Origin of the sequence: Streptomyces olindensis (genome assembly GCF_040645895.1) — a bacterium.
Taxonomy (GTDB): domain Bacteria; phylum Actinomycetota; class Actinomycetes; order Streptomycetales; family Streptomycetaceae; genus Streptomyces; species Streptomyces olindensis.
In genome coordinates, this window is the sequence record NZ_JBEYZD010000004.1 from 75416 (window position 1) to 93210 (window position 17795).

Annotated in this window: 15 protein-coding genes; 10 read left to right on the forward strand and 5 right to left on the reverse strand. The window is 73.5% G+C overall.

Annotated elements, in window-relative coordinates:
- Positions 1-6 precede the first annotated feature (6 nt).
- Positions 7-1341, reverse strand: a complete 1335-nt coding sequence (locus ABZ948_RS03435; RefSeq protein ID WP_359756813.1) for a cation:proton antiporter — start codon at positions 1339-1341, stop codon at positions 7-9.
- A gap of 221 nt (positions 1342-1562) precedes the next feature.
- Between ABZ948_RS03435 and ABZ948_RS03440 the strand changes: the two genes are divergently transcribed.
- The 6 genes from ABZ948_RS03440 to argF all read left to right on the forward strand — a co-directional run bounded on the left by ABZ948_RS03440 (position 1563) and on the right by argF (position 8333).
- Positions 1563-2660: a hypothetical protein gene (locus ABZ948_RS03440; protein ID WP_359756815.1), complete on the forward strand. Its 1098-nt coding sequence runs from the start codon at positions 1563-1565 to the stop codon at positions 2658-2660.
- Positions 2657-3763 carry an effector-associated domain 2-containing protein gene (locus ABZ948_RS03445; RefSeq protein ID WP_359756817.1) on the forward strand — a complete coding sequence of 369 codons (1107 nt, stop codon included), beginning with the start codon at positions 2657-2659 and terminating at the stop codon, positions 3761-3763. The genes ABZ948_RS03440 and ABZ948_RS03445 overlap by 4 nt, the downstream gene beginning before the upstream one ends.
- A 106-nt stretch (positions 3764-3869) precedes the next feature.
- Entirely contained in the window at positions 3870-4097 is a 228-nt protein-coding gene (locus tag ABZ948_RS03450; RefSeq protein WP_359756819.1) for a hypothetical protein, read from the forward strand.
- A 100-nt stretch (positions 4098-4197) separates the two neighbouring features.
- Positions 4198-5907: an HEXXH motif domain-containing protein gene (locus ABZ948_RS03455; RefSeq protein ID WP_359756821.1), complete on the forward strand. Its 1710-nt coding sequence runs from the start codon at positions 4198-4200 to the stop codon at positions 5905-5907.
- A gap of 100 nt (positions 5908-6007) precedes the next feature.
- Entirely contained in the window at positions 6008-7231 is a 1224-nt protein-coding gene (locus ABZ948_RS03460; protein ID WP_359756823.1) for an arginine deiminase, read from the forward strand.
- 94 nt (positions 7232-7325) lie between these two features.
- Positions 7326-8333 carry an ornithine carbamoyltransferase gene (argF, locus tag ABZ948_RS03465; RefSeq protein WP_359756825.1) on the forward strand — a complete coding sequence of 336 codons (1008 nt, stop codon included), beginning with the start codon at positions 7326-7328 and terminating at the stop codon, positions 8331-8333.
- A gap of 12 nt (positions 8334-8345) precedes the next feature.
- Here the strand turns inward: argF and ABZ948_RS03470 are convergent, their stop codons facing one another.
- The gene (locus ABZ948_RS03470) at positions 8346-8801 is read right to left on the reverse strand and encodes an ATP-binding protein (protein ID WP_359756827.1); all 456 of its coding nucleotides are present in this window, start codon (positions 8799-8801) and stop codon (positions 8346-8348) included.
- Between the two features lie 320 nt (positions 8802-9121).
- On the opposite strand from ABZ948_RS03470, the gene ABZ948_RS03475 reads away from it, so the two are divergent.
- Together ABZ948_RS03475 and ABZ948_RS03480 are read left to right on the forward strand one after the other, a co-directional pair.
- A complete protein-coding gene (locus ABZ948_RS03475; RefSeq protein WP_359756829.1) occupies positions 9122-9949 on the forward strand; it encodes an enoyl-CoA hydratase family protein in 828 nt (275 codons plus the stop codon).
- A complete protein-coding gene (locus ABZ948_RS03480; RefSeq protein WP_435857453.1) occupies positions 9949-12291 on the forward strand; it encodes a bifunctional salicylyl-CoA 5-hydroxylase/oxidoreductase in 2343 nt (780 codons plus the stop codon). The genes ABZ948_RS03475 and ABZ948_RS03480 overlap by 1 nt, the downstream gene beginning before the upstream one ends.
- On the opposite strand, the gene ABZ948_RS03485 is transcribed toward ABZ948_RS03480, so the two are convergent.
- A complete protein-coding gene (locus ABZ948_RS03485) occupies positions 12275-13102 on the reverse strand; it encodes a PaaX family transcriptional regulator (RefSeq protein ID WP_359756832.1) in 828 nt (275 codons plus the stop codon). The two genes, ABZ948_RS03480 and ABZ948_RS03485, sit on opposite strands and share 17 nt — an antisense overlap.
- Before the next feature lie 15 nt (positions 13103-13117).
- The gene (locus tag ABZ948_RS03490; RefSeq protein ID WP_359756834.1) at positions 13118-14716 is read right to left on the reverse strand and encodes an AMP-binding protein; all 1599 of its coding nucleotides are present in this window, start codon (positions 14714-14716) and stop codon (positions 13118-13120) included.
- A 127-nt stretch (positions 14717-14843) separates the two neighbouring features.
- Between ABZ948_RS03490 and ABZ948_RS03495 the strand changes: the two genes are divergently transcribed.
- Together ABZ948_RS03495 and ABZ948_RS03500 are read left to right on the forward strand one after the other, a co-directional pair.
- Positions 14844-15998, forward strand: coding sequence for an acyl-CoA dehydrogenase family protein (locus tag ABZ948_RS03495; protein ID WP_359756835.1), 1155 nt, complete (start codon positions 14844-14846; stop codon positions 15996-15998).
- The gene (locus ABZ948_RS03500; protein WP_359756837.1) at positions 15995-16393 is read left to right on the forward strand and encodes a RidA family protein; all 399 of its coding nucleotides are present in this window, start codon (positions 15995-15997) and stop codon (positions 16391-16393) included. Before ABZ948_RS03495 ends, ABZ948_RS03500 begins: the two co-directional genes overlap by 4 nt.
- On the opposite strand, the gene ABZ948_RS03505 is transcribed toward ABZ948_RS03500, so the two are convergent.
- Positions 16390-17583: a serine hydrolase domain-containing protein gene (locus tag ABZ948_RS03505; RefSeq protein WP_359756839.1), complete on the reverse strand. Its 1194-nt coding sequence runs from the start codon at positions 17581-17583 to the stop codon at positions 16390-16392. The two genes, ABZ948_RS03500 and ABZ948_RS03505, sit on opposite strands and share 4 nt — an antisense overlap.
- Between the last annotated feature and the right edge of the window lie 212 nt (positions 17584-17795).

The window sequence follows — 17795 nt, forward strand, 5'->3', positions numbered from 1 at the left end:
GGGCGGTCAGCCCGCGTCCACCACGGGCGTGGTGGACGCGCCGTCGGCCGGCTGGGGGCGCGTCTTCCTGCGGGGCCGGTGCGCGGGGACGTCCTCGGTGCGGCTCGCCTCGGGCGTGGCCAGGCGGCGGACCAGGAGGAGCAGGGGCTGGGTGAGCAGCGTCGTGGCCAGCGCCATGAAGACCAGCACCGTGTACAGGGGCTTGCTCACCAGCCCCGCCTGCAGGCCCGCGTTGAGGGCGATCAGCTCCGTCAGGCCGCGGGCGCTGAGCAGGACGCCGACGGTCCGCGCGTCGTCGCGGTCCAGTCCGCCCAGCCGGGCCGCGACCGTGCCGCTGGCGACCTTCGTGGTGACCGCCAGCACCGTCACGACCAGCAGGGTGATCCACCCGGTGGTGGTCATGCTGTTCAGCGTGACCGACTGCCCCGAGAAGACGAAGAAGTAGGGGACCAGGAGCGAGCTGACGACGTGCAGCGGCCGCAGCAGGTCCGGGTCGAGCGTGCCGTTGTCCTCGCGCGGGCAGACGATTCCGGCGAGCAGCGCCCCGCAGATGGCGTGCAGCCCGAGGAACTGTGTCACGGAGGCCGACGCGCAGGCGAAGCCGATGAGCAGCGCCAGCCGCAGGGACGGCTCCATCCTGGTCCGCCACAGCAGCCTGCGCAGCACCGGACGGGCCGCCAGCAGCATCAGCGCCGCGAAAGCGGCCGCGGCCAGGGCCCGCCACTGCCAGCCCAGGGCATGGCTCCCGCTGTCGCTGTCCAGCATCGTCCCGGCCAGCACGGTCCACCCGATCACGTCGAGCAGTCCGGCGGCGGACACCGCGAGGACGCCCGGCACCGTGTCGGCCAGGCCGTTCTCCCGCACGATGGCCGTCAGCACCGGTACGGCCGTTATCGACAGGGCGACCCCGGCGAACAGCACCATGCCGACCGTGAGGCCGGGCATGTCCAGCGCCCGCAACTGCTCCCGGAACAGCAGCGCGCAGCCGCTGCCCACCGCCATCGGGACCACGAACGCCGCCAGCGCCACCGTCATCGCCGTACGGGCCCGGTCGCCCAGCAGCTTCAGATCCAGCTCGTAGCCCACCGCGAACAGGAAGACCACCAGCGCGAACTGCGCGAGTCCGGTCAGCGCCGTACCGATCTCGGCGGGGAACAGCAGCTCGTAGGTGTCCCGCGACGCACTGCCCAGCAGCGAGGGGCCCAGGGCGATGCCCGCCGTCAACTGGCCCACGATGTAGGGCTGCTTCAGCCGCTGTGCCAGCCAGCCGGCGCCATTGCCGACCGCGAGGATCAGGGCCGAGGCGAACAGGAAATGCGTGACCACCGCGTCAGCGCTCACTGCGTCCCCCTGTGTCCAGTTGTCATGGCCGTCCAGCCGGCCGTCGACGGGTTCTCGCATGTGTGCTCGAACCCCAACCTTCTTATGGTACTGGTAAGTTGGCGTACTTCCGGCAGTCGTACACAACTCTGCACCGGTGTCACGGGGGGCACATGGCGACGGTCGTCTTCATCCATGGGACAGGGGTGCGCGAACCAGGCTTCTCGAAGCTTGCGGGGCGCGTGGCGGCCGGACTGACCGCCCTGCGCGAGGGACTTCGCATCGTGCCGTACTACTGGGGCGGCACGCACGGCGCCACGCTCGCGGCGGGCGGGGCGAGCCTCCCCGCCGAGCCGGGCGGCACGTCCCGAGCGCTCACCGGGCCCGACGCCGAGGAGGAGACAGCGGCCGCGTGGGCCGCCCTGTACGCCGACCCGTACGCCGAACTCGCCCTGGCCGCGGCCGGAGCGCCGCAGGTCACCGAGCGGGCGCCCGGTTCCCTGCCGCCCGATCAGGCGCTCCGGGCGCGGCTGGCCACCCTCGCGGCCCAAGGCGACGCCCCCGCCGCCGAGTTGGGACCCGGGCTGGCCCGTGCCGCCGCGGATCTGGCCGCCCACCCCCTGCTCGCCCAGGCCGCCGCGGCCCTCGCCCAGGACGACCTCGCGGCCCTCGCCGCGCGCAGTCTGACCGCCGGGGTGATCGCCGACGCCCTGGACTCCGACGCCCCGCTCGTCCCCGTCGGCGACAGCCGTGACATCGTCGCCGACCGGCTCGCCGTGGCACTCGGTGCACCGCCCCGGGGCACGGAACGCGGTCTGCGCTCCCTGGTGCTGCGAGTGGCGGGTTCCGCGGCATCGCGTGCCGCCGTGCGCCGCCGGCGCGCCCTCACCGAGGCCGCGCACCCCGCCGCCGGCGACATCCTGCGCTACCTCAGCCGCGGCGAGGCGGCCCGCGCCGGCCTGCGCGACCTGGTGCGGGGCCTGGAACCGCCCGTCACCCTCGTCGGCCACAGCCTGGGCGGCATCATCGCCCTGGACACACTGGTCTGCGCCCCGCTGCCCCAGGTCCGGCTCCTGGTGACGGCGGGCTCCCAGGGGCCCTTCCTCTACGAGTCCGGATCGCTGCCGTCCCTGGAACACCCCGCCCCGCTCCCACCGCACGTGCCGGAGTGGCTGAACCTGTACGACCGCCGCGACCTGCTCTCCTACCTCGGCGCGGGCCTGTTCCCCGGCCGCGTCACGGACGTCCCCGTCGACAGCCGCCAGCCCTTCCCGGCGGCCCACAGCGCCTACTGGACGAACCCCGAGGTGTACCGGCACATCGTGGAGCGGCTGCCGTGAACCCGGCCCGGGTGCACGCGCTGATCGTCGGTGTCGAGCGGTACGACGCAGGGCCCGCCTGGGACCTGCCCGGCCCGGCCCGGGACGCCGTGGCCTTCCACCGGCTGCTGCGGGCGGCCGGGGTGCCCGACGCCCAGCTCCGGCTCCACCTCGCCCCGCTCCCGCCGTACGTCCCCGACGTCGCCCACTGGCCCGCCGACCACGCCACCCTGCGCCGCGTCCTCGTGCGGGAACTGCCCCTGGAGCAGGGCGACGTCCTCTGGGTGTGGTGGGGCGGACACGGGGCCCTCGACCGGGCCGGGCACCTGCGGTTGTTCTGTGCCGACGCCAGTGCCGCCGACAAGCTGGGCATCGACCTGGACTCCGCGCTCGACCGGTACGCCGGGGACGCCGTGCCGTCCTTCGGCGAGCAGTTGTGGATCGTGGACGCCTGCGAGACGTTCGAGGAGGACCTCGCCCTCCGGGAGCCGCTGCCGCCCGACGCCCTGCCCGCGGGGCGGCGCAACCTCGCCCACCGGCAGACGCTGCTGCGGGCCGCCGGGCGGGGGCGGATCGCCGCCAACGACCCCGAGCGCGGTACGGGGCTGTTCTCCGAGATCCTGCTCGGGCTGCTGGCCGACCGGGCCGCCGTCCTGCCCGCGCCGCCCGATCCGGAGGGACTGTTTCCGGCCGTACGGGCACGTATCGCGGCCCTCAGGGAAGCGGGACGTACTCTGCAGTACCCGGAGATTCGGCTGCAGAGCCCCGAGCGCACCGAGATCGTGGCGCCGGCGCGGGCGGACGCCGGGGCGCGTCCGGCGTCCCCCCTGCAGCGGGCCGTGGACGCCCTCCTCGCCTATCCGCTGATGCAGGATCCTGTCGAACGGCAGGCGGTGGTCGCCTCCCTGGACCCGCGCGTCACTGCCACGCTGCCCCGTCACCCCAAGGCCCGTACGGAGGTCGTCGGCATCCTCAACGGCCTGGCCCGGCGCCGGCCGAAGGCGCTGTGGGACCTGTTCGACGCCGTGGTCGCCCTCGACGACGACCCGGATCTGAGGAAGCAACTCAGCGCCGCTCTGGGGGAGTTCGCCGCCTCGATGCGACGCCCGGGCGATCAGAAATGATCGGGTGGCGTGATCGTACGGTTTTCGACCCGGGCAGGAATGGCCATGATGGAAAAGGACACGGGCACGGGGCGACGCGTGCCCCCGTGCGAGAAGGGGGAGCATCTTGGACCAGCCGCCCGCTCTGTGCCAGGCCGGAGCCGCCGTTCGTGAGCAGGCCACCGCTGCGGGTACCGACGTCTGGGAGTCGGATCTTGCCGACCTGGCGGGGTTGCCCCTGACCGCGGTGGACGGCCTCGCCCCCCTGCCTCCCTCCGCCCGTCTCCTCGGCGAGGTCCTGCGCGCCCGCGACAGCATCAAGGGGGGCAACGAGGGGCCCGCCCGGGCCGAGTAGCCCCGAAAGCCCTTCCGATCCCCGACGACAGGCGGGCCTCACGTGGCCTCGAAGACCCGCCGGGGCCCCTTACGCCCGCACCCGCGACCGGAGGTCCCGCATGCCCAGCGAGCCGCGCCCCGCCCCGTTCCGCATGCCCGAGCGGATCTTCGCGGAACTGGCCGCGGGAGGCGGCTCCGCGGAGGCCGTCGCCTTCCTCGAACGGGCCGAGCGGGCGCGGCGGCTGCTGCTCCTGCGCACCCTGCTGGACCGGCTCGGCACGCTGCGCACGCCGCTGAGCCCGGCCGCCGACGCCTGGGACGTCCTCAAGGAGGCCGCGGCCGCGGCGCCCGGACCGGTCGACCGGCTGCTGCTCGCCCCGGCGACCGGCGGCTGGATCGCCCACCTGCTCCGCCGGCTGCACGGCACGGCGTCGGGCCCGCCGCTGTGGGCCGAGGCCGGGCACCTGTGCGCCCTGGCCGTCGCGGCGGCCCTGCACGCCGGCATACCGGCGGACCTCCGGGTACCCCTGACCGACGGCGCGCTGCCCTTACCGGGACTGGGGCTGGCCCGGCTCACCGACGCGGCAGGAGGACTGACGGCCGGTCAGGCGCGGGTGAGCGGCGGTGAACTGACCCTGGCCGGTCCGGGCCGCGACGGCGGCACGGTGGCGGTGACACTCCGTCCGGCGCCGCACCCCCTGCCCTTACCGGAGGCCCCCACTCCGGCGTGGCTGCCCCTGCGCACCCTCACCCACCGGACCCCCACCGGCCCGGTCGCCATCCCCCTGGACGACCTCGACCCCTACCGCGACCTGGACGATCCCCTCCCGCCCGCACGGCTGGAGACCGCCGAAGCCGAGGCCTGGCAGCGGCTGTTCGAGGAGGCGGTGGCCCTGCTCGCCACGCCGGGCGGTGACGGGCCGGGCCGGTTCGACCCCGGCGCCGTCCGGGCCGTGGTGCCCTGGGGCCGCACCGGTGCCCTCCCGCCCGCCCCGCCCACCGTCCTGGTCTCCGCCTCCAGCGGCGACTCCTTCGGGGCCATGGTGATCGCCCGCCCGTCGTCCGCCCTGGCCCTCGCGGAGACGCTGGTGCACGAGTTCCAGCACAGCAAGCTGGCCGCCCTGCTCCACCTCTTCCCCCTGCTCGACGACGACCGGCGGGAGCGCTACTACGCCCCCTGGCGCCCCGACCCGCGCCACCTCACCGGCCTGCTGCACGGCGCGTACGCCTTCACCGGTGTCGCGGGCTTCTGGCGGGACCGCCTGGCCGTGGCGAGGGACGAACGGGCGGCCGACACGGCCGGGTACCACTTCGCGCTGCGCCGGCTGCAGAGCCGCCTGGTCGTGCGCACGCTGCTGGCGGAGGGCCGTCTCACCCCGCAGGGCCGGGCCCTGGTGTCGGGCCTCGCCCGTACGCTCGACGGCTGGCTGCGCGAACCGGTCCCGCACCCCGCCCTCGCCCGGGCCCGCGCGGCCGCCGCGCTGCACCGCACCGAGTGGCGGCTGCGCAACGTCGCCCCCTCCCCGCGCCCCGGGCCGGGACCGTCGTCGGACGGCCCCCGCTTCCGCCCCGACCGCACCTCCTGGCCCGACGTCCGCACCCACGCCTTCGCCGCCCGCCCCGTCGCCCCGCACACCGCCGACGAGCACCTCGCCGCCGGGGACGCGGCCGCCGCGCTCGCCCGCTACGCCGGGCAGCTGGCCGCCGACCCCGCCGAGCCGCACGCCCTGGCCGGGTGGATCGTCGCCCGGGCCGTGCTCGACCCGGGGCGGGAGACGCGGCGCATGCTGGCACGGCCGGAGCTGCTCCAGCCGCTGCCGAGCGGATGACCCGGGAGCCGGCTCATTGTCGTCAGGCAGACGCGAACAAGAGTCGGCGGAAACGGGCGACAAGCGAGTCAAGTCGGCCTGGGGTGGTCAGGATGGAGGCATGGCATACCACGTCCACTCCGAGGCCGGGCGGCTGCGCCGTGTCATCCTGCACCGGCCCGATCTCGAGCTCAAAAGGCTCACCCCCAGCAACAAGACCTCGCTGCTCTTCGACGACGTGCTGTGGGTGCGCAGGGCCCGCGCCGAGCACGACGGGTTCGCCGATGTGCTGCGCGACCGGGGCGTCACCGTCCACCTCTTCGGTGACCTGCTGGCCGAGACGCTCGAGGTCCCCGCGGCCAGATCCCTCGTCCTGGACCGGGTCTTCGACGAGAAGGAGTACGGCCCCCTCGCCACCGACCACCTCAGAGCCGCCTTCGAGACGCTGCCCGCCCGCGACCTGGCCGAGGTGCTGGTCGGCGGCATGACCAAGCGCGAGTTCCTGGACGTGCACCCGGAGCCGACCTCCGTGCGCTTCCACGTCATGGAACTGGACGACTTCCTGCTGGGCCCCCTGCCCAACCACCTCTTCACCCGCGACACCTCCGCCTGGATCTACGACGGCGTCTCGATCAACGCCATGCGCTGGCCCGCCCGGCAGCGCGAGACCGTGCACTTCGAGGCGATCTACCGCCACCACCCGCTGTTCCGGGACGAGGACTTCCATGTCTGGTCCGAGGGACAGCCCGACTACCCGTCGACCATCGAGGGCGGTGACGTGCTCGTCATCGGCAACGGCGCCGTGCTCATCGGCATGAGCGAGCGCACCACGCCCCAGGCCGTCGAGATGCTCGCGCACAAGCTGTTCGCGGCCGGTTCCGCCGAGACGATCGTGGCCCTGGACATGCCCAAGCGGCGCGCCTTCATGCACCTCGACACCGTGATGACGATGGTCGACGGCGACACCTTCACCCAGTACGCGGGCCTCGGCATGCTCCGCTCGTACACCATCGAGCCGGGCGTCGGCGAGAAGGAGCTGAAGGTCACCGACCATCCGCCGGAGCACATGCACCGCGCGATCGCCGCCGCGCTCGGCCTGAACGAGATCCGGGTGCTGACCGCCACCCAGGACGTGCACGCGGCCGAGCGCGAGCAGTGGGACGACGGCTGCAACGTCCTGGCCGTCGAGCCGGGCGTCGTGGTCGCCTACGAGCGGAACGCCACCACCAATACCCACCTGCGCAAACAGGGCATCGAAGTGATAGAGATCCCGGGCAGCGAGCTGGGGCGGGGGAGGGGCGGGCCGCGGTGCATGAGCTGCCCCGTGGAACGGGAGGCGGTGTAGCGTCCCCGGGCTCCGGCAGCCCGTCCCGTATATACATGCTGAGCTTCGTATAGTATTCCAGGAGTCTGTGTCCCCGTATCCCTGGAGCGCCCCCATGGCGACAGTCCCGACCGCCCTCGCCGGCCGCCACTTCCTCAAGGAGCTGGACTTCACGCAGGAGGAGTTCCGCGGCCTGGTCGAGCTGGCCGCCGAGCTGAAGGCCGCCAAGAAGGCCGGGACGGAGACGCAGTACCTGCGCGGCCGGAACATCGCCCTGATCTTCGAGAAGACCTCCACTCGCACCCGCTGCGCGTTCGAGGTCGCGGCCGCCGACCAGGGCGCCTCGACGACGTACCTCGACCCCTCCGGCTCGCAGATCGGTCACAAGGAGTCGGTCAAGGACACCGCGCGGGTGCTGGGCCGGATGTACGACGCGATCGAGTACCGGGGCGACAGCCACCGGAAGGTCGAGGAGCTCGCGGCGTTCGCCGGGGTCCCCGTCTACAACGGCCTCACCGACGACTGGCACCCCACCCAGATGCTCGCCGACGTGCTGACCATGACCGAGCACTGCGCCAAGCCGCTGACCGGGACCACCCTCGCCTACCTGGGCGACGCCCGCTTCAACATGGGCAACTCCTACCTGGTCACCGGCGCCCTGCTCGGCATGGACGTGCGGCTCGTCGCCCCGAAGGCCTACTGGCCGGCCGAGGAGGTCGTCGACCGGGCCCGCGCGCTCGCCGAGGACAGCGGCGCCCGCATCACGCTCACCGAGACCCTGGACGAGGGCGTCCGCGGCGCCGACTTCGTCGCCACGGACGTCTGGGTCTCCATGGGCGAGCCGAAGGAGGTCTGGGACGAGCGCATCACCGCCCTCGCCCCGTACGCCGTGACCATGGACGTCCTGCGCGCCACCGGCAACCCGGACGTGAAGTTCCTGCACTGCCTGCCGGCCTTCCACGACCTCGGCACCAAGGTCGGCCGCGAGATCCACGCCTCGCACGGCCTGGAGTACCTGGAGGTCTCCGACGAGGTCTTCGAGTCGGCCCACTCGGTGGTCTTCGACGAGGCGGAGAACCGCATGCACACCATCAAGGCGGTCCTGGTCGCGACGCTCGGATGAAGTAGGCGGGCCTCAGTCCGCGGGGCGCCGCTGAGCCGGTACCACCGGCAGCCTGAACCACACGGCCTTGCCGGAGTCGGTCGGCCGGTGCCCGCAGGAGGAGCTGAGGGTGCGGATCAGCAGCAGACCGCGCCCGTGCTCCTGCCAGGGGTCGGGCGGCCCGCCGGCCGGGCAGGTGAGGTCGCCGGGCGGGGCCGGGTCGGTGTCGTGCACCTCCACCTGGCAGCCCGACGGCATCAGCTCCACGACCAGCTCTATCGGCGTCTCGCCCGAGGTGTGCTCCACGGCGTTCGCCACCAGCTCCGCCGTGAGCAGCTCGGCGGTGTCGCAGTCCGCCCCGTGCTCCAGCTCGGCCAGCGCCGTACGGACCAGGGCGCGGGCCACGGGCACCGCGGCTGCGGTGTGCGGCAGCGCGATGCGCCAGGAGGCGGGGGCTGAGGGGAGTTCGTACAAGGCGGGTCCGTTCATGGAGCAGGACGTCCTGCTTTCAACCGTATGAATGGTACGGCGCCACTCTTCCGAGGCGTCCGAGGGGCACCGTCGGGAGGCGCCTTCGCCCCCTTGCCGACGGCTTACCCAGGTGAACGCGGTGCCGCGCACAGCTGCTCCCGCCGTTACGCCGGTGTGGATGATCTGTGACGGATGTGACCGGCCAGGGTCACGCCGGATCCACACCGGAGTCCTACCCGGACGGCCTATCGCGCACTCATGACGACAGTCACGGATGAGTGATAGCTTCGTGGGGTAGAGCTCAGTGAGGCAGTGCCCGCCCGAGGAGGCCGCCCGTCATGAGTCCCTTCACCGGCTCCGCCGCCCGCACCCCGAGCTGGGAGCATCTGCGCGTCGAGGTCGCCGACGGCGTCGCGACCGTCACCCTGGCCCGCCCGCAGAAGCTCAACGCGCTCACCTTCGGCGCCTACGCCGACCTGCGCGACCTGCTCGCGGAGCTGTCCCGGGAGCGGTCCGTACGGGCCCTGGTGCTGGCCGGCGAGGGCCGCGGCTTCTGCTCCGGCGGCGACGTCGACGAGATCATCGGCGCCACGCTGTCCATGGACACCGCCCAGCTCCTCGACTTCAACCGGATGACCGGCCAGGTCGTCCGCGCGGTCCGCGAGTGCCCGTTCCCGGTGATCGCCTCGCTGCACGGCGTGGCGGCGGGCGCCGGAGCCGTCCTCGCCCTGGCCGCCGACTTCCGCGTCGCCGACCCCACCACCCGGTTCGCCTTCCTCTTCACCCGCGTCGGCCTCTCCGGCGGCGACATGGGTGCGGCCTACCTGCTGCCCCGGGTCGTCGGCCTCGGCCACGCGACGCGCCTGCTGATGCTGGGCGACCCGGTCCGCGCCCGGGAGGCCGAGCGCATCGGCCTGATCAGCGAACTGACGGAGGAGGGCGAGGCCGACGAGACGGCCCGGCAGCTGGCCCGACGCCTGGCAGAGGGCCCGGCCCTCGCGTACGCCCAGACGAAGGCCCTCCTGACGGCGGAGCTGGACATGCCGTTGGCGGCCTCGATCGAACTGGACGCCTCAACGCAGGCCCTCCTCATGACGGGGGAGGACTACGCCGAGTTCCACGCGGCTTTCACGGAAAAGCGCCCCCCGAAATGGAGCGGACGATAGTGGATGTCCCTGAAGGGGCGCGGGGAACTGCGCGACAAGCCACAACGCGCCCGCAGCCGCACAACGACAAGAACCACCCCCTACGCGTCGCAATCATCGGCGGCGGCCCCGGCGGCCTCTACGCCGCCGCCCTCCTCAAGCGCCTTGATCCACGACGCGACATCACCGTCTGGGAACGCAACGCCCCCGACGACACCTTCGGCTTCGGAGTCGTCCTCTCCGACGAAACCCTCGGCGGCATCGAGCACGCCGACCCCAAGGTCTACGAGGCCCTCCAGAGGGACTTCGTCCGCTGGGACGACATCGACATCGTCCACCGCGACACCCGCCACACCTCCGGCGGCCACGGCTTCGCCGCACTCGGCCGCCACCGCCTCCTGGAGATCCTCCACGACCGCTGCCGCGAACTCGGCGTGGACCTCCGCTTCCGCACCGAGGCCCCGAAGGACCTCCCGCGGACCCACGACCTGGTCATCGCCGCGGACGGCGTCCACAGCGCCACCCGCGCGACGTACGCGGACGCGTTCCGCCCCCGCCTGACCACCCACCGCTGCCGCTACATCTGGCTCGCCGCCGGCTTCCCCTTCGACTCCTTCCGCTTCGAGATCGCCGAGACCGAACACGGCGTGATGCAGCTGCACGGCTACCCCTACGCCCCCGACGCGTCGACGGTGATCATCGAGATGCGCGAAGAGGTCTGGCACGCGGCCGGCTTCGACGAGCTCGACGAGGCGGAGTCGGTCGAACGCTGCGCCAAGATCTTCACCGAGGCACTCCAGGGCCGCCCCCTGACGTCGAACAACTCCACCTGGACGACCTTCCGCACGGTCGTCAACGAGCACTGGTCGCACGGCAACGTCGTCCTCCTCGGCGACGCCGCCCACACCGCCCACTTCTCCATCGGCTCCGGCACCAAGCTCGCCGTCGAGGACGCCCTGGCCCTGGCGGCCTGCCTGGAGGAGCGGGACTCCCTGCCTCAGGCCCTGGCCGCGTACGAGGCGGAGCGGCGGCCCGTCGTCGCCTCCACGCAGCGCGCGGCCCGGGCCAGCCTGGAGTGGTTCGAGAACCTCGCCCTCTACCTGGACCAGCCGCCCCGCCAGTTCGCCTTCAACCTGCTCACCCGCAGCCGCCGCGTCACCCACGACAACCTGCGGCTGCGCGACGCCCGCTTCACCGAGACGGTCGAGCGCGAGTTCGGCTGCCCGCCCGGCACCCCGCCGATGTTCACCCCGTTCCGGCTGCGCGGCCTGACCCTGCGCAACCGGGTCGTCGTCTCCCCGATGGACATGTACTCGGCGGTCGACGGCGTCCCCGGCGATTTCCACCTCGTCCATCTGGGCGCCCGGGCGCTGGGCGGGGCCGGGCTCGTGATGACGGAGATGGTGTGCGTCAGCGAGGAGGGCCGGATCACGCCCGGCTGTGCCGGCCTGTGGACCGGCCGGCAGGCCGAGGCGTGGAAGCGGATCACCGACTTCGTGCACGTCCGGGCCCCGGGCACGGCGATCGGCGTGCAGCTCGGCCACAGCGGCCGCAAGGGCTCCACGAAGCTGATGTGGGAGGGCATGGACGAACCGCTTCAGGAGGGCAACTGGCCGCTCGTGGCCGCGTCGGCACTGCCGTACAAGCCGTTCAGCCAGACGCCGCGGGAGCTGTCCCGCGCGCAGCTCACCGACGTGCGCGAGCAGTTCGCGGCCGCCGCCTGCCGCGCCGCCCGGGCCGGCTTCGACCTGCTGGAACTGCACTGCGCCCACGGCTACCTGCTCTCCGGCTTCCTCTCCCCGCTGACCAACCGGCGCACCGACGCCTACGGCGGCACCCTTGAGAAGCGGCTCCGCTTCCCGCTGGAGGTCTTCGACGCCGTACGGAACGTCTGGCCGGGGGAGCGGCCCATGACGGTCCGCATCTCCGCCACCGACTGGGCCGAGGGCGGGACGACCGCCGAGGACGCCGTGGAGATCGCCCGGGCCTTCGCCGCGCACGGCGCCGACGCGATCGACGTCTCGACGGGGCAGGTCGTGGCGGACGAGCGGCCCGAGTACGGACGCTCCTACCAGACGCCGTTCGCGGACCGCGTCCGCCACGCCACCGGCATCCCCGTGATCGCGGTCGGCGCGATCTCCTCCTGGGACGACGTCAACTCCCTGATCCTGGCGGGCCGTACGGACCTGTGCGCCCTGGCCCGCCCGCACCTCTACGACCCGCACTGGACCCTGCACGCGGCGGCCGAACAGGGCTACACCGGCCCGGGCGCGACCTGGCCGGCCCCGTACCGCGCGGGCAGCCGCCGCCCCCGGACGGGCCGCACGGACGCGCCGAAGCCGCGGCTCACTCTGGGGAGCTGAGCAGCCCCACGAACTCGGCCCCCGCCTCCCGCAGCCGCTCGTGCAGCCCCCGGAACACGGCCGACGAGCGGGCCCCCGGCCAGTCCCCGGGGAGCAGCTCGGCGGGCAGGCCGGGGTCGGTGTAGGGGAGGTGACGCCAGGAGTCCAGGGCGAGGAGGTAGTCGCGGTAGGCCTCCTCGGGCGGGGTGTCGTCGCGCTTCTCCCAGTCGCGCAGGACGACTTCGTGACGGTCGAGGAACGCCTCGTGCTCCTTGGCGATCGCGGCCAGGTCCCACCAGCGGGCGACGGCCTCCGCGGTCGGGGCGAAGCCGAGGTGGTCGCCGCGGAAGAAGTCGACGTACGTGTCGAGCCGCAGTCGCTGGAGGGTGTGCCGGGTCTCCTCGTACAGCCGGGCGGGCGCGATCCACACGCCCGGGGCGGCCGTGCCGAAGCCGAGGCCGGCCAGCCGGGAGCGCAGCACGTGCCGCTTCTGCCGCTCCGACTCCGGCACGGAGAACACCGCGAGCACCCAGCCCTCGTCCTCGGGCGGAGCGGTGGCGTAGACGCGCCGGTCGCCGTCGTCGAGCAACTGGCGGGCGTCCGGGGAGAGTTCGTACCCGGCCGCGCCCTGGGCGGTGCGGGCGGGCAGGAGCAGCCCGCGTCTTTTGAGCCGTGACACGGAGGAGCGTACGGACGGGGCGTCCACGCCGACCGCGGCCAGCAGCCGGATCAGTTCGGCGACGGGCACGGGGCCCGGCACGAAGCGACCGTACGCGCCGTAGAGCGTGACGATGAGAGACCGTGGTGCATGCTGGTCGGACACGTTGATCATCTTAGGTCGTGCGGATCAGTTCCGGCCGCCCGCGGTGCGCAGTCGGAACCGCTGGAGCTTACCGGTGGCGGTGCGCGGCAGCGCGTCGAGGAAGACGATCTCGCGCGGGCACTTGTACGGGGCGAGTTCCGTCTTGACGAAGGCGCGCAGCGCGTCGGCGTCCCGTTCGGCGCCCTCCTTCAGGACGGCGAAGGCCACCACCACCTGGCCGCGTGCCTCGTCGGGCCGCCCGACGACCGCCGCCTCCACCACGTCCGGGTGACGCAGCAGCGCGTCCTCGACCTCGGGGCCCGCGATGTTGTACCCGGCCGAGATGATCATGTCGTCGGCGCGGGCGACGTAGCGGAAGTAGCCGTCGGGCTCGCGGACGTAGGTGTCGCCGGTGATGTTCCAGCCGCCGCGCACGTATGCGCGCTGCCGCGGGTCGGCGAGGTAGCGGCAGCCGACCGGTCCCCGCACGGCCAGCAGTCCGGGCTGCCCGTCGGGCACGGGCTCGCCGTCCTCGTCCTGCACGCGCGCGTGCCAGCCCGGTACGGGCACGCCCGTCGTCCCGGGTCTGATCCGGTCGTCCGCGGCCGAGATGAAGATGTGCAGCAGCTCGGTGGCGCCGATGCCGTTGATGACGCGCAGGCCCGTGCGCTCGTGCCAGGCCTGCCAGGTGGCCGCGGGCAGGTTCTCGCCGGCCGAGACGCAGCGCCGCAGGGACGACACGTCGTGTCCGTCGAGGTCGTCGAGCATCGCGCGGTAGGCGGTGGGGGCGGTGAACAGCACGGAGACCCGGTGCCGCGCGATGGCCGGCAGCAGGTGTCGCGGTCCGGCCTGTTCCAGCAGCAGCGCGCTCGCCCCGGCCCGCAGCGGGAAGACCACCAGACCGCCGAGGCCGAAGGTGAAGCCGAGCGGCGGGCTGCCCGTGAAGACGTCGTCGGCGCGCGGCCGCAGGACATGCCGGGAGAAGGTGTCGGCGATGGCGAGGACGTCCCGGTGGAAGTGCATGCAGCCCTTGGGGCGGCCGGTGGTGCCCGAGGTGAAGGCGATCAGGGCCACGTCGTCGGCCGCGGTCGCGACGGCCTCGTACGGGGTGCCGGGCGCGGGGCGGTTGAGGAGGTCGTCCGGCGCGTCACCGCCGTAGGTCGTGATGCGCAGGTCCGGGATCTCGGCCTTGGCCAGGTCGTCGACGGCGCGGATGTCGCACAGCGCGTGCCGCACCCGCGCGATCTCGCACATGGTGCCCAGCTCGTGCGGGCGCTGCTGGGCGAGCACGGTGACCGCGACCGCCCCCGCCTTCAGCACGGCCAGCCAGCAGGCCGCGAGCCAGGGTGTGGTGGGGCCGCGGAGCAGGACCCGGTTGCCGGGGACGACGCCGAGTTCGCCGGTGAGCAGGTGCGCGACGCGGTCCACCCGGGCGCGCAGGTCGCCGTACGTCCATGGCTCGCCGGCGGGGGTGAGGAACGCCGGGCGGTCGTCGGGCGGGCCGCCGAGCAGCTCGGCGGCGCAGTTGAGCTGTTCGGGGTAGCGCAGCTCCGGCAGGTCGAAACGGAGCTCGGGCCATTGGGCCGGGGGTGGCAGATGGTCGCGGGCGAAGGTGTCGACGTGGGCCGTGCCCCGTGGATTCATACGGTTCGCCCCCTTGGCGTGGTGGGCTCGCCCCTGGAGCGTATCGTGTTGGTGACGGCAGTCAACTGTGCGCGATAGCCTCGGAGTGGCCCGGCCGGGGAGCAGGGTGGCGCAGGAGGGACCGGCGATGACCGCATTCTCACTGGAACCGGCACAACTCGCCTGGTGTGCCGAGCTGCGCACGCTGGCCGCGGAGCGGCTCCGCCCGCTGGCCGAGAAAGGGGAGCCCGGGCGGGTGAACCGGGATCTGGTCGCCGAACTCGGCCGACGGGGGCTGCTCGCACGCCTGTTCACCTCGGGCGCGCTCGACCTGTGCCTGATGCGCGAGTCCCTCGCGTACGGCTGCACGGAGGCCGAGACGGCCCTCGCCCTCCAGGGCCTCGGTGCCCACCCGCTCCACGCCCACGGCACGCAGGCCCAGCGCACCCGCTGGCTCCCCCGGGTGACCGAGGGCAGCGCGATCGCGGCCTTCGCGCTGAGCGAGCCGGGGGCGGGATCGGACGCGGCGGCGCTCGGGCTGCGCGCGGAGCGGGAGGGCCCGCCCGGGCCGGCGGCCTCCGGCGGTCCCGCCCGCTGGCGGCTCACCGGATCGAAGTGCTGGATCTCCAACGCCCCGGAGGCCGACTTCTACACCGTCTTCGCGCGGACCACCCCGGGTGCCGGGGCCCGCGGGGTCACCGCGTTCCTCGTGCCCGCCGACCGCCCGGGGCTGACCGGCACCGGTCTCGACATGCTCTCCCCGCACCCCATCGGCGCACTGGACTTCGACGCCGTACCGGTGACGGCCGACGACGTGCTCGGCGAGGTGGACCGCGGTTTCCGGGTCGCCATGGGGACGCTCAACCTCTTCCGGCCCAGCGTCGGCGCCTTCGCGGTCGGGATGGCCCAGGCGGCCCTCGACGCGACCCTCGCCCACACCGCCGGCCGCGACGCCTTCGGCGGCAAGCTGCGAGACCTCCAGGCCGTCTCCCACCAGGTCGCCGAGATGGCCCTGCGCACGGAGGCGGCCCGCCTGATGGTCTACGCGGCGGCCACGGCGTACGACGCGGACGCCCCGGACGTCCCCCGGCGCTCCGCCATGGCGAAACTGCTCGCCACCGAGACCGCCCAGTACGTCGTCGACACCGCCGTCCAACTGCACGGCGCCCGCGCGCTGCAGCGCGGTCATCTGCTCGAACACCTCTACCGCGACGTGCGCGCCCCGCGTATCTACGAGGGTGCCAGCGAGGTCCAGCGCGGCATCATCGCCAAGGAGTTGTACGCCCACCAGGAGGCCCGGTGACCACCGAGCGCGTCAACCCGCCCGACCTGTCCCCGCCGGCGGGCTTCTCCCACGCCGTCGTCGCCTCCGGCTCCCGCGTGGTGTTCCTGGCGGGGCAGACCGCCCTCGACGCCGACGGCAAGGTGGTGGGACGGACCCTGCCCGAGCAGTTCGAGAAGGCCCTCACCAACCTGCTGGCCGCCCTCGCGGCAGCCGGCGGCACCCCGGCCGACCTCGCCCGCGTCACCGTCTACGCCACGGACGTCGAGGCGTACCGGGCGCAGGCGCGCGAACTGGGCCGACTGTGGCGGAGGTTGGCCGGCCGCGACTACCCGGCCATGGCGGTCGTCCAGGTCGTCCGGCTGTGGGACGAGGAGGCACTGGTGGAACTGGACGGGTTCGCGGTGCTGCCCTAGCGCGATTCCCCGGGCGCCGGGCCTGCCGTGTTCGCGGTGAGGAGGTCGGCGACCCGGGCGATCATCTGGCTCTCCTGGCCGTTGCGGGCGGTCGTCGGGTGGTACGCGAGCACGAAGCGCCGCCGCTGGTCACGCGTGGAGAACGCGGCGTTCTTGTAACCGTACGTCTCGCCGGTCTTGCCCCAGAGCGTGACGCCGTTGACCGTGGCCTGCTGCAGGCCGGTGCTGTAGCGGGCGGGGGAGCCGTCCAGCATGCGCACGTCGTCCGGCGGCAGGGTGAACATCAGACGGAGCAGGTCGGGCGGGAGCAACTCGCCGGAGAACAGCGCCGCGAGCATCCGGTCGACCTCGCTCACGGTGGAGATCATGTCGCCCTCGCCGCGGGCGGAGGACTGGTCGTGCACCGTGATGTCCCGCAGGCACCCGTCGGCCATCCGCAGGTAGCCGCGTACGTGCCCACCGTGGATGCGCGGGTCGTCGCCGGGCACATCGGTCCGCGTCAGGCCCAAGGGACGCAGGACGCGGGCCCGGACCGCCTCACCGTACGGACGGCCGGTCACGCTGTCGATGACCAGTGCGGCCAGGACGTAGTTGATGCCGCGGTACTCCTGCCGGGTGCCCGGGGCGAACTTCAGCGGCCCGTGCGTCGCCGTGGCCACCCACTCCCGCGGCGTCCAGTGGTCGAAGCGGTGGCGGAACACCTCCTCCGCGCTCTCCGGCTCCGGGATGCCCACGTGGTCGGGCAGTCCGCTGGTGTGGTTCAGCAGGTGCGCCACGGTGACGGTCGCGAACCGGGCCGGCAGGAGCCCCGGCAGGACGCGCCGCACCTGCGTGTCCAGGCCGACCCGGCCCTCCGCCACCAGCTGCAGCACCACCGTGGCGACGAAGACCTTGGTGATGCTGCCGACCCGGACCTTGTCATGGGATGTCACCGGCCGCCGCGTGCCGAGGTCGGCCACGCCCGAGGTGCCGCGCCAGTGGCCGGCGGCGCCTCCGACGTGCAGTTGGGCCGCGGTCGACGGCGGGCGCTCCAGGTCGTCGATCGCCGCTTGCAGGGCGGCGGGGTTCAACGGCGGCAGTGACGCCGTCGAGGCGGCGGCGCGCGGAGCGGGCGGCAGCGCGATGGAGGCCGCCGCCCCCCACAGGGCGGCGCCCGTGAAAGCCCTGCGGGACAGGGGAGTCGAGGTCATGCCCTCACCCTGCCGACGGGCACCGGCCCGGACATCGGGGTTCACCCCGGACCGATCCCCGACCACCCCCTGACCCGTCCCGCACACCGACGACGAGTTCACCCGACTTCCCAGGGAAGTTGAACGGAGAGCGAACACTGGCGTCACTGTGGTGACGCGCTGTTCGGACAGACATACGGTGACCCCACCATCTGAGCTCTGGGAGTGGCGGG

Coding starts and splice junctions, on each gene's coding strand:
- ABZ948_RS03490 (WP_359756834.1), bottom strand. CDS start 14,716: ATGAATCCACGGGGCACGGCCCACGTCGACACCTTCGCCCGCGACCAT.
- ABZ948_RS03505 (WP_359756839.1), bottom strand. CDS start 17,583: ATGACCTCGACTCCCCTGTCCCGCAGGGCTTTCACGGGCGCCGCCCTG.
- ABZ948_RS03495 (WP_359756835.1), top strand. CDS start 14,844: ATGACCGCATTCTCACTGGAACCGGCACAACTCGCCTGGTGTGCCGAG.
- ABZ948_RS03485 (WP_359756832.1), bottom strand. CDS start 13,102: ATGATCAACGTGTCCGACCAGCATGCACCACGGTCTCTCATCGTCACG.
- argF (WP_359756825.1), top strand. CDS start 7,326: ATGGCGACAGTCCCGACCGCCCTCGCCGGCCGCCACTTCCTCAAGGAG.
- ABZ948_RS03460 (WP_359756823.1), top strand. CDS start 6,008: ATGGCATACCACGTCCACTCCGAGGCCGGGCGGCTGCGCCGTGTCATC.
- ABZ948_RS03455 (WP_359756821.1), top strand. CDS start 4,198: ATGCCCAGCGAGCCGCGCCCCGCCCCGTTCCGCATGCCCGAGCGGATC.
- ABZ948_RS03475 (WP_359756829.1), top strand. CDS start 9,122: ATGAGTCCCTTCACCGGCTCCGCCGCCCGCACCCCGAGCTGGGAGCAT.
- ABZ948_RS03470 (WP_359756827.1), bottom strand. CDS start 8,801: ATGAACGGACCCGCCTTGTACGAACTCCCCTCAGCCCCCGCCTCCTGG.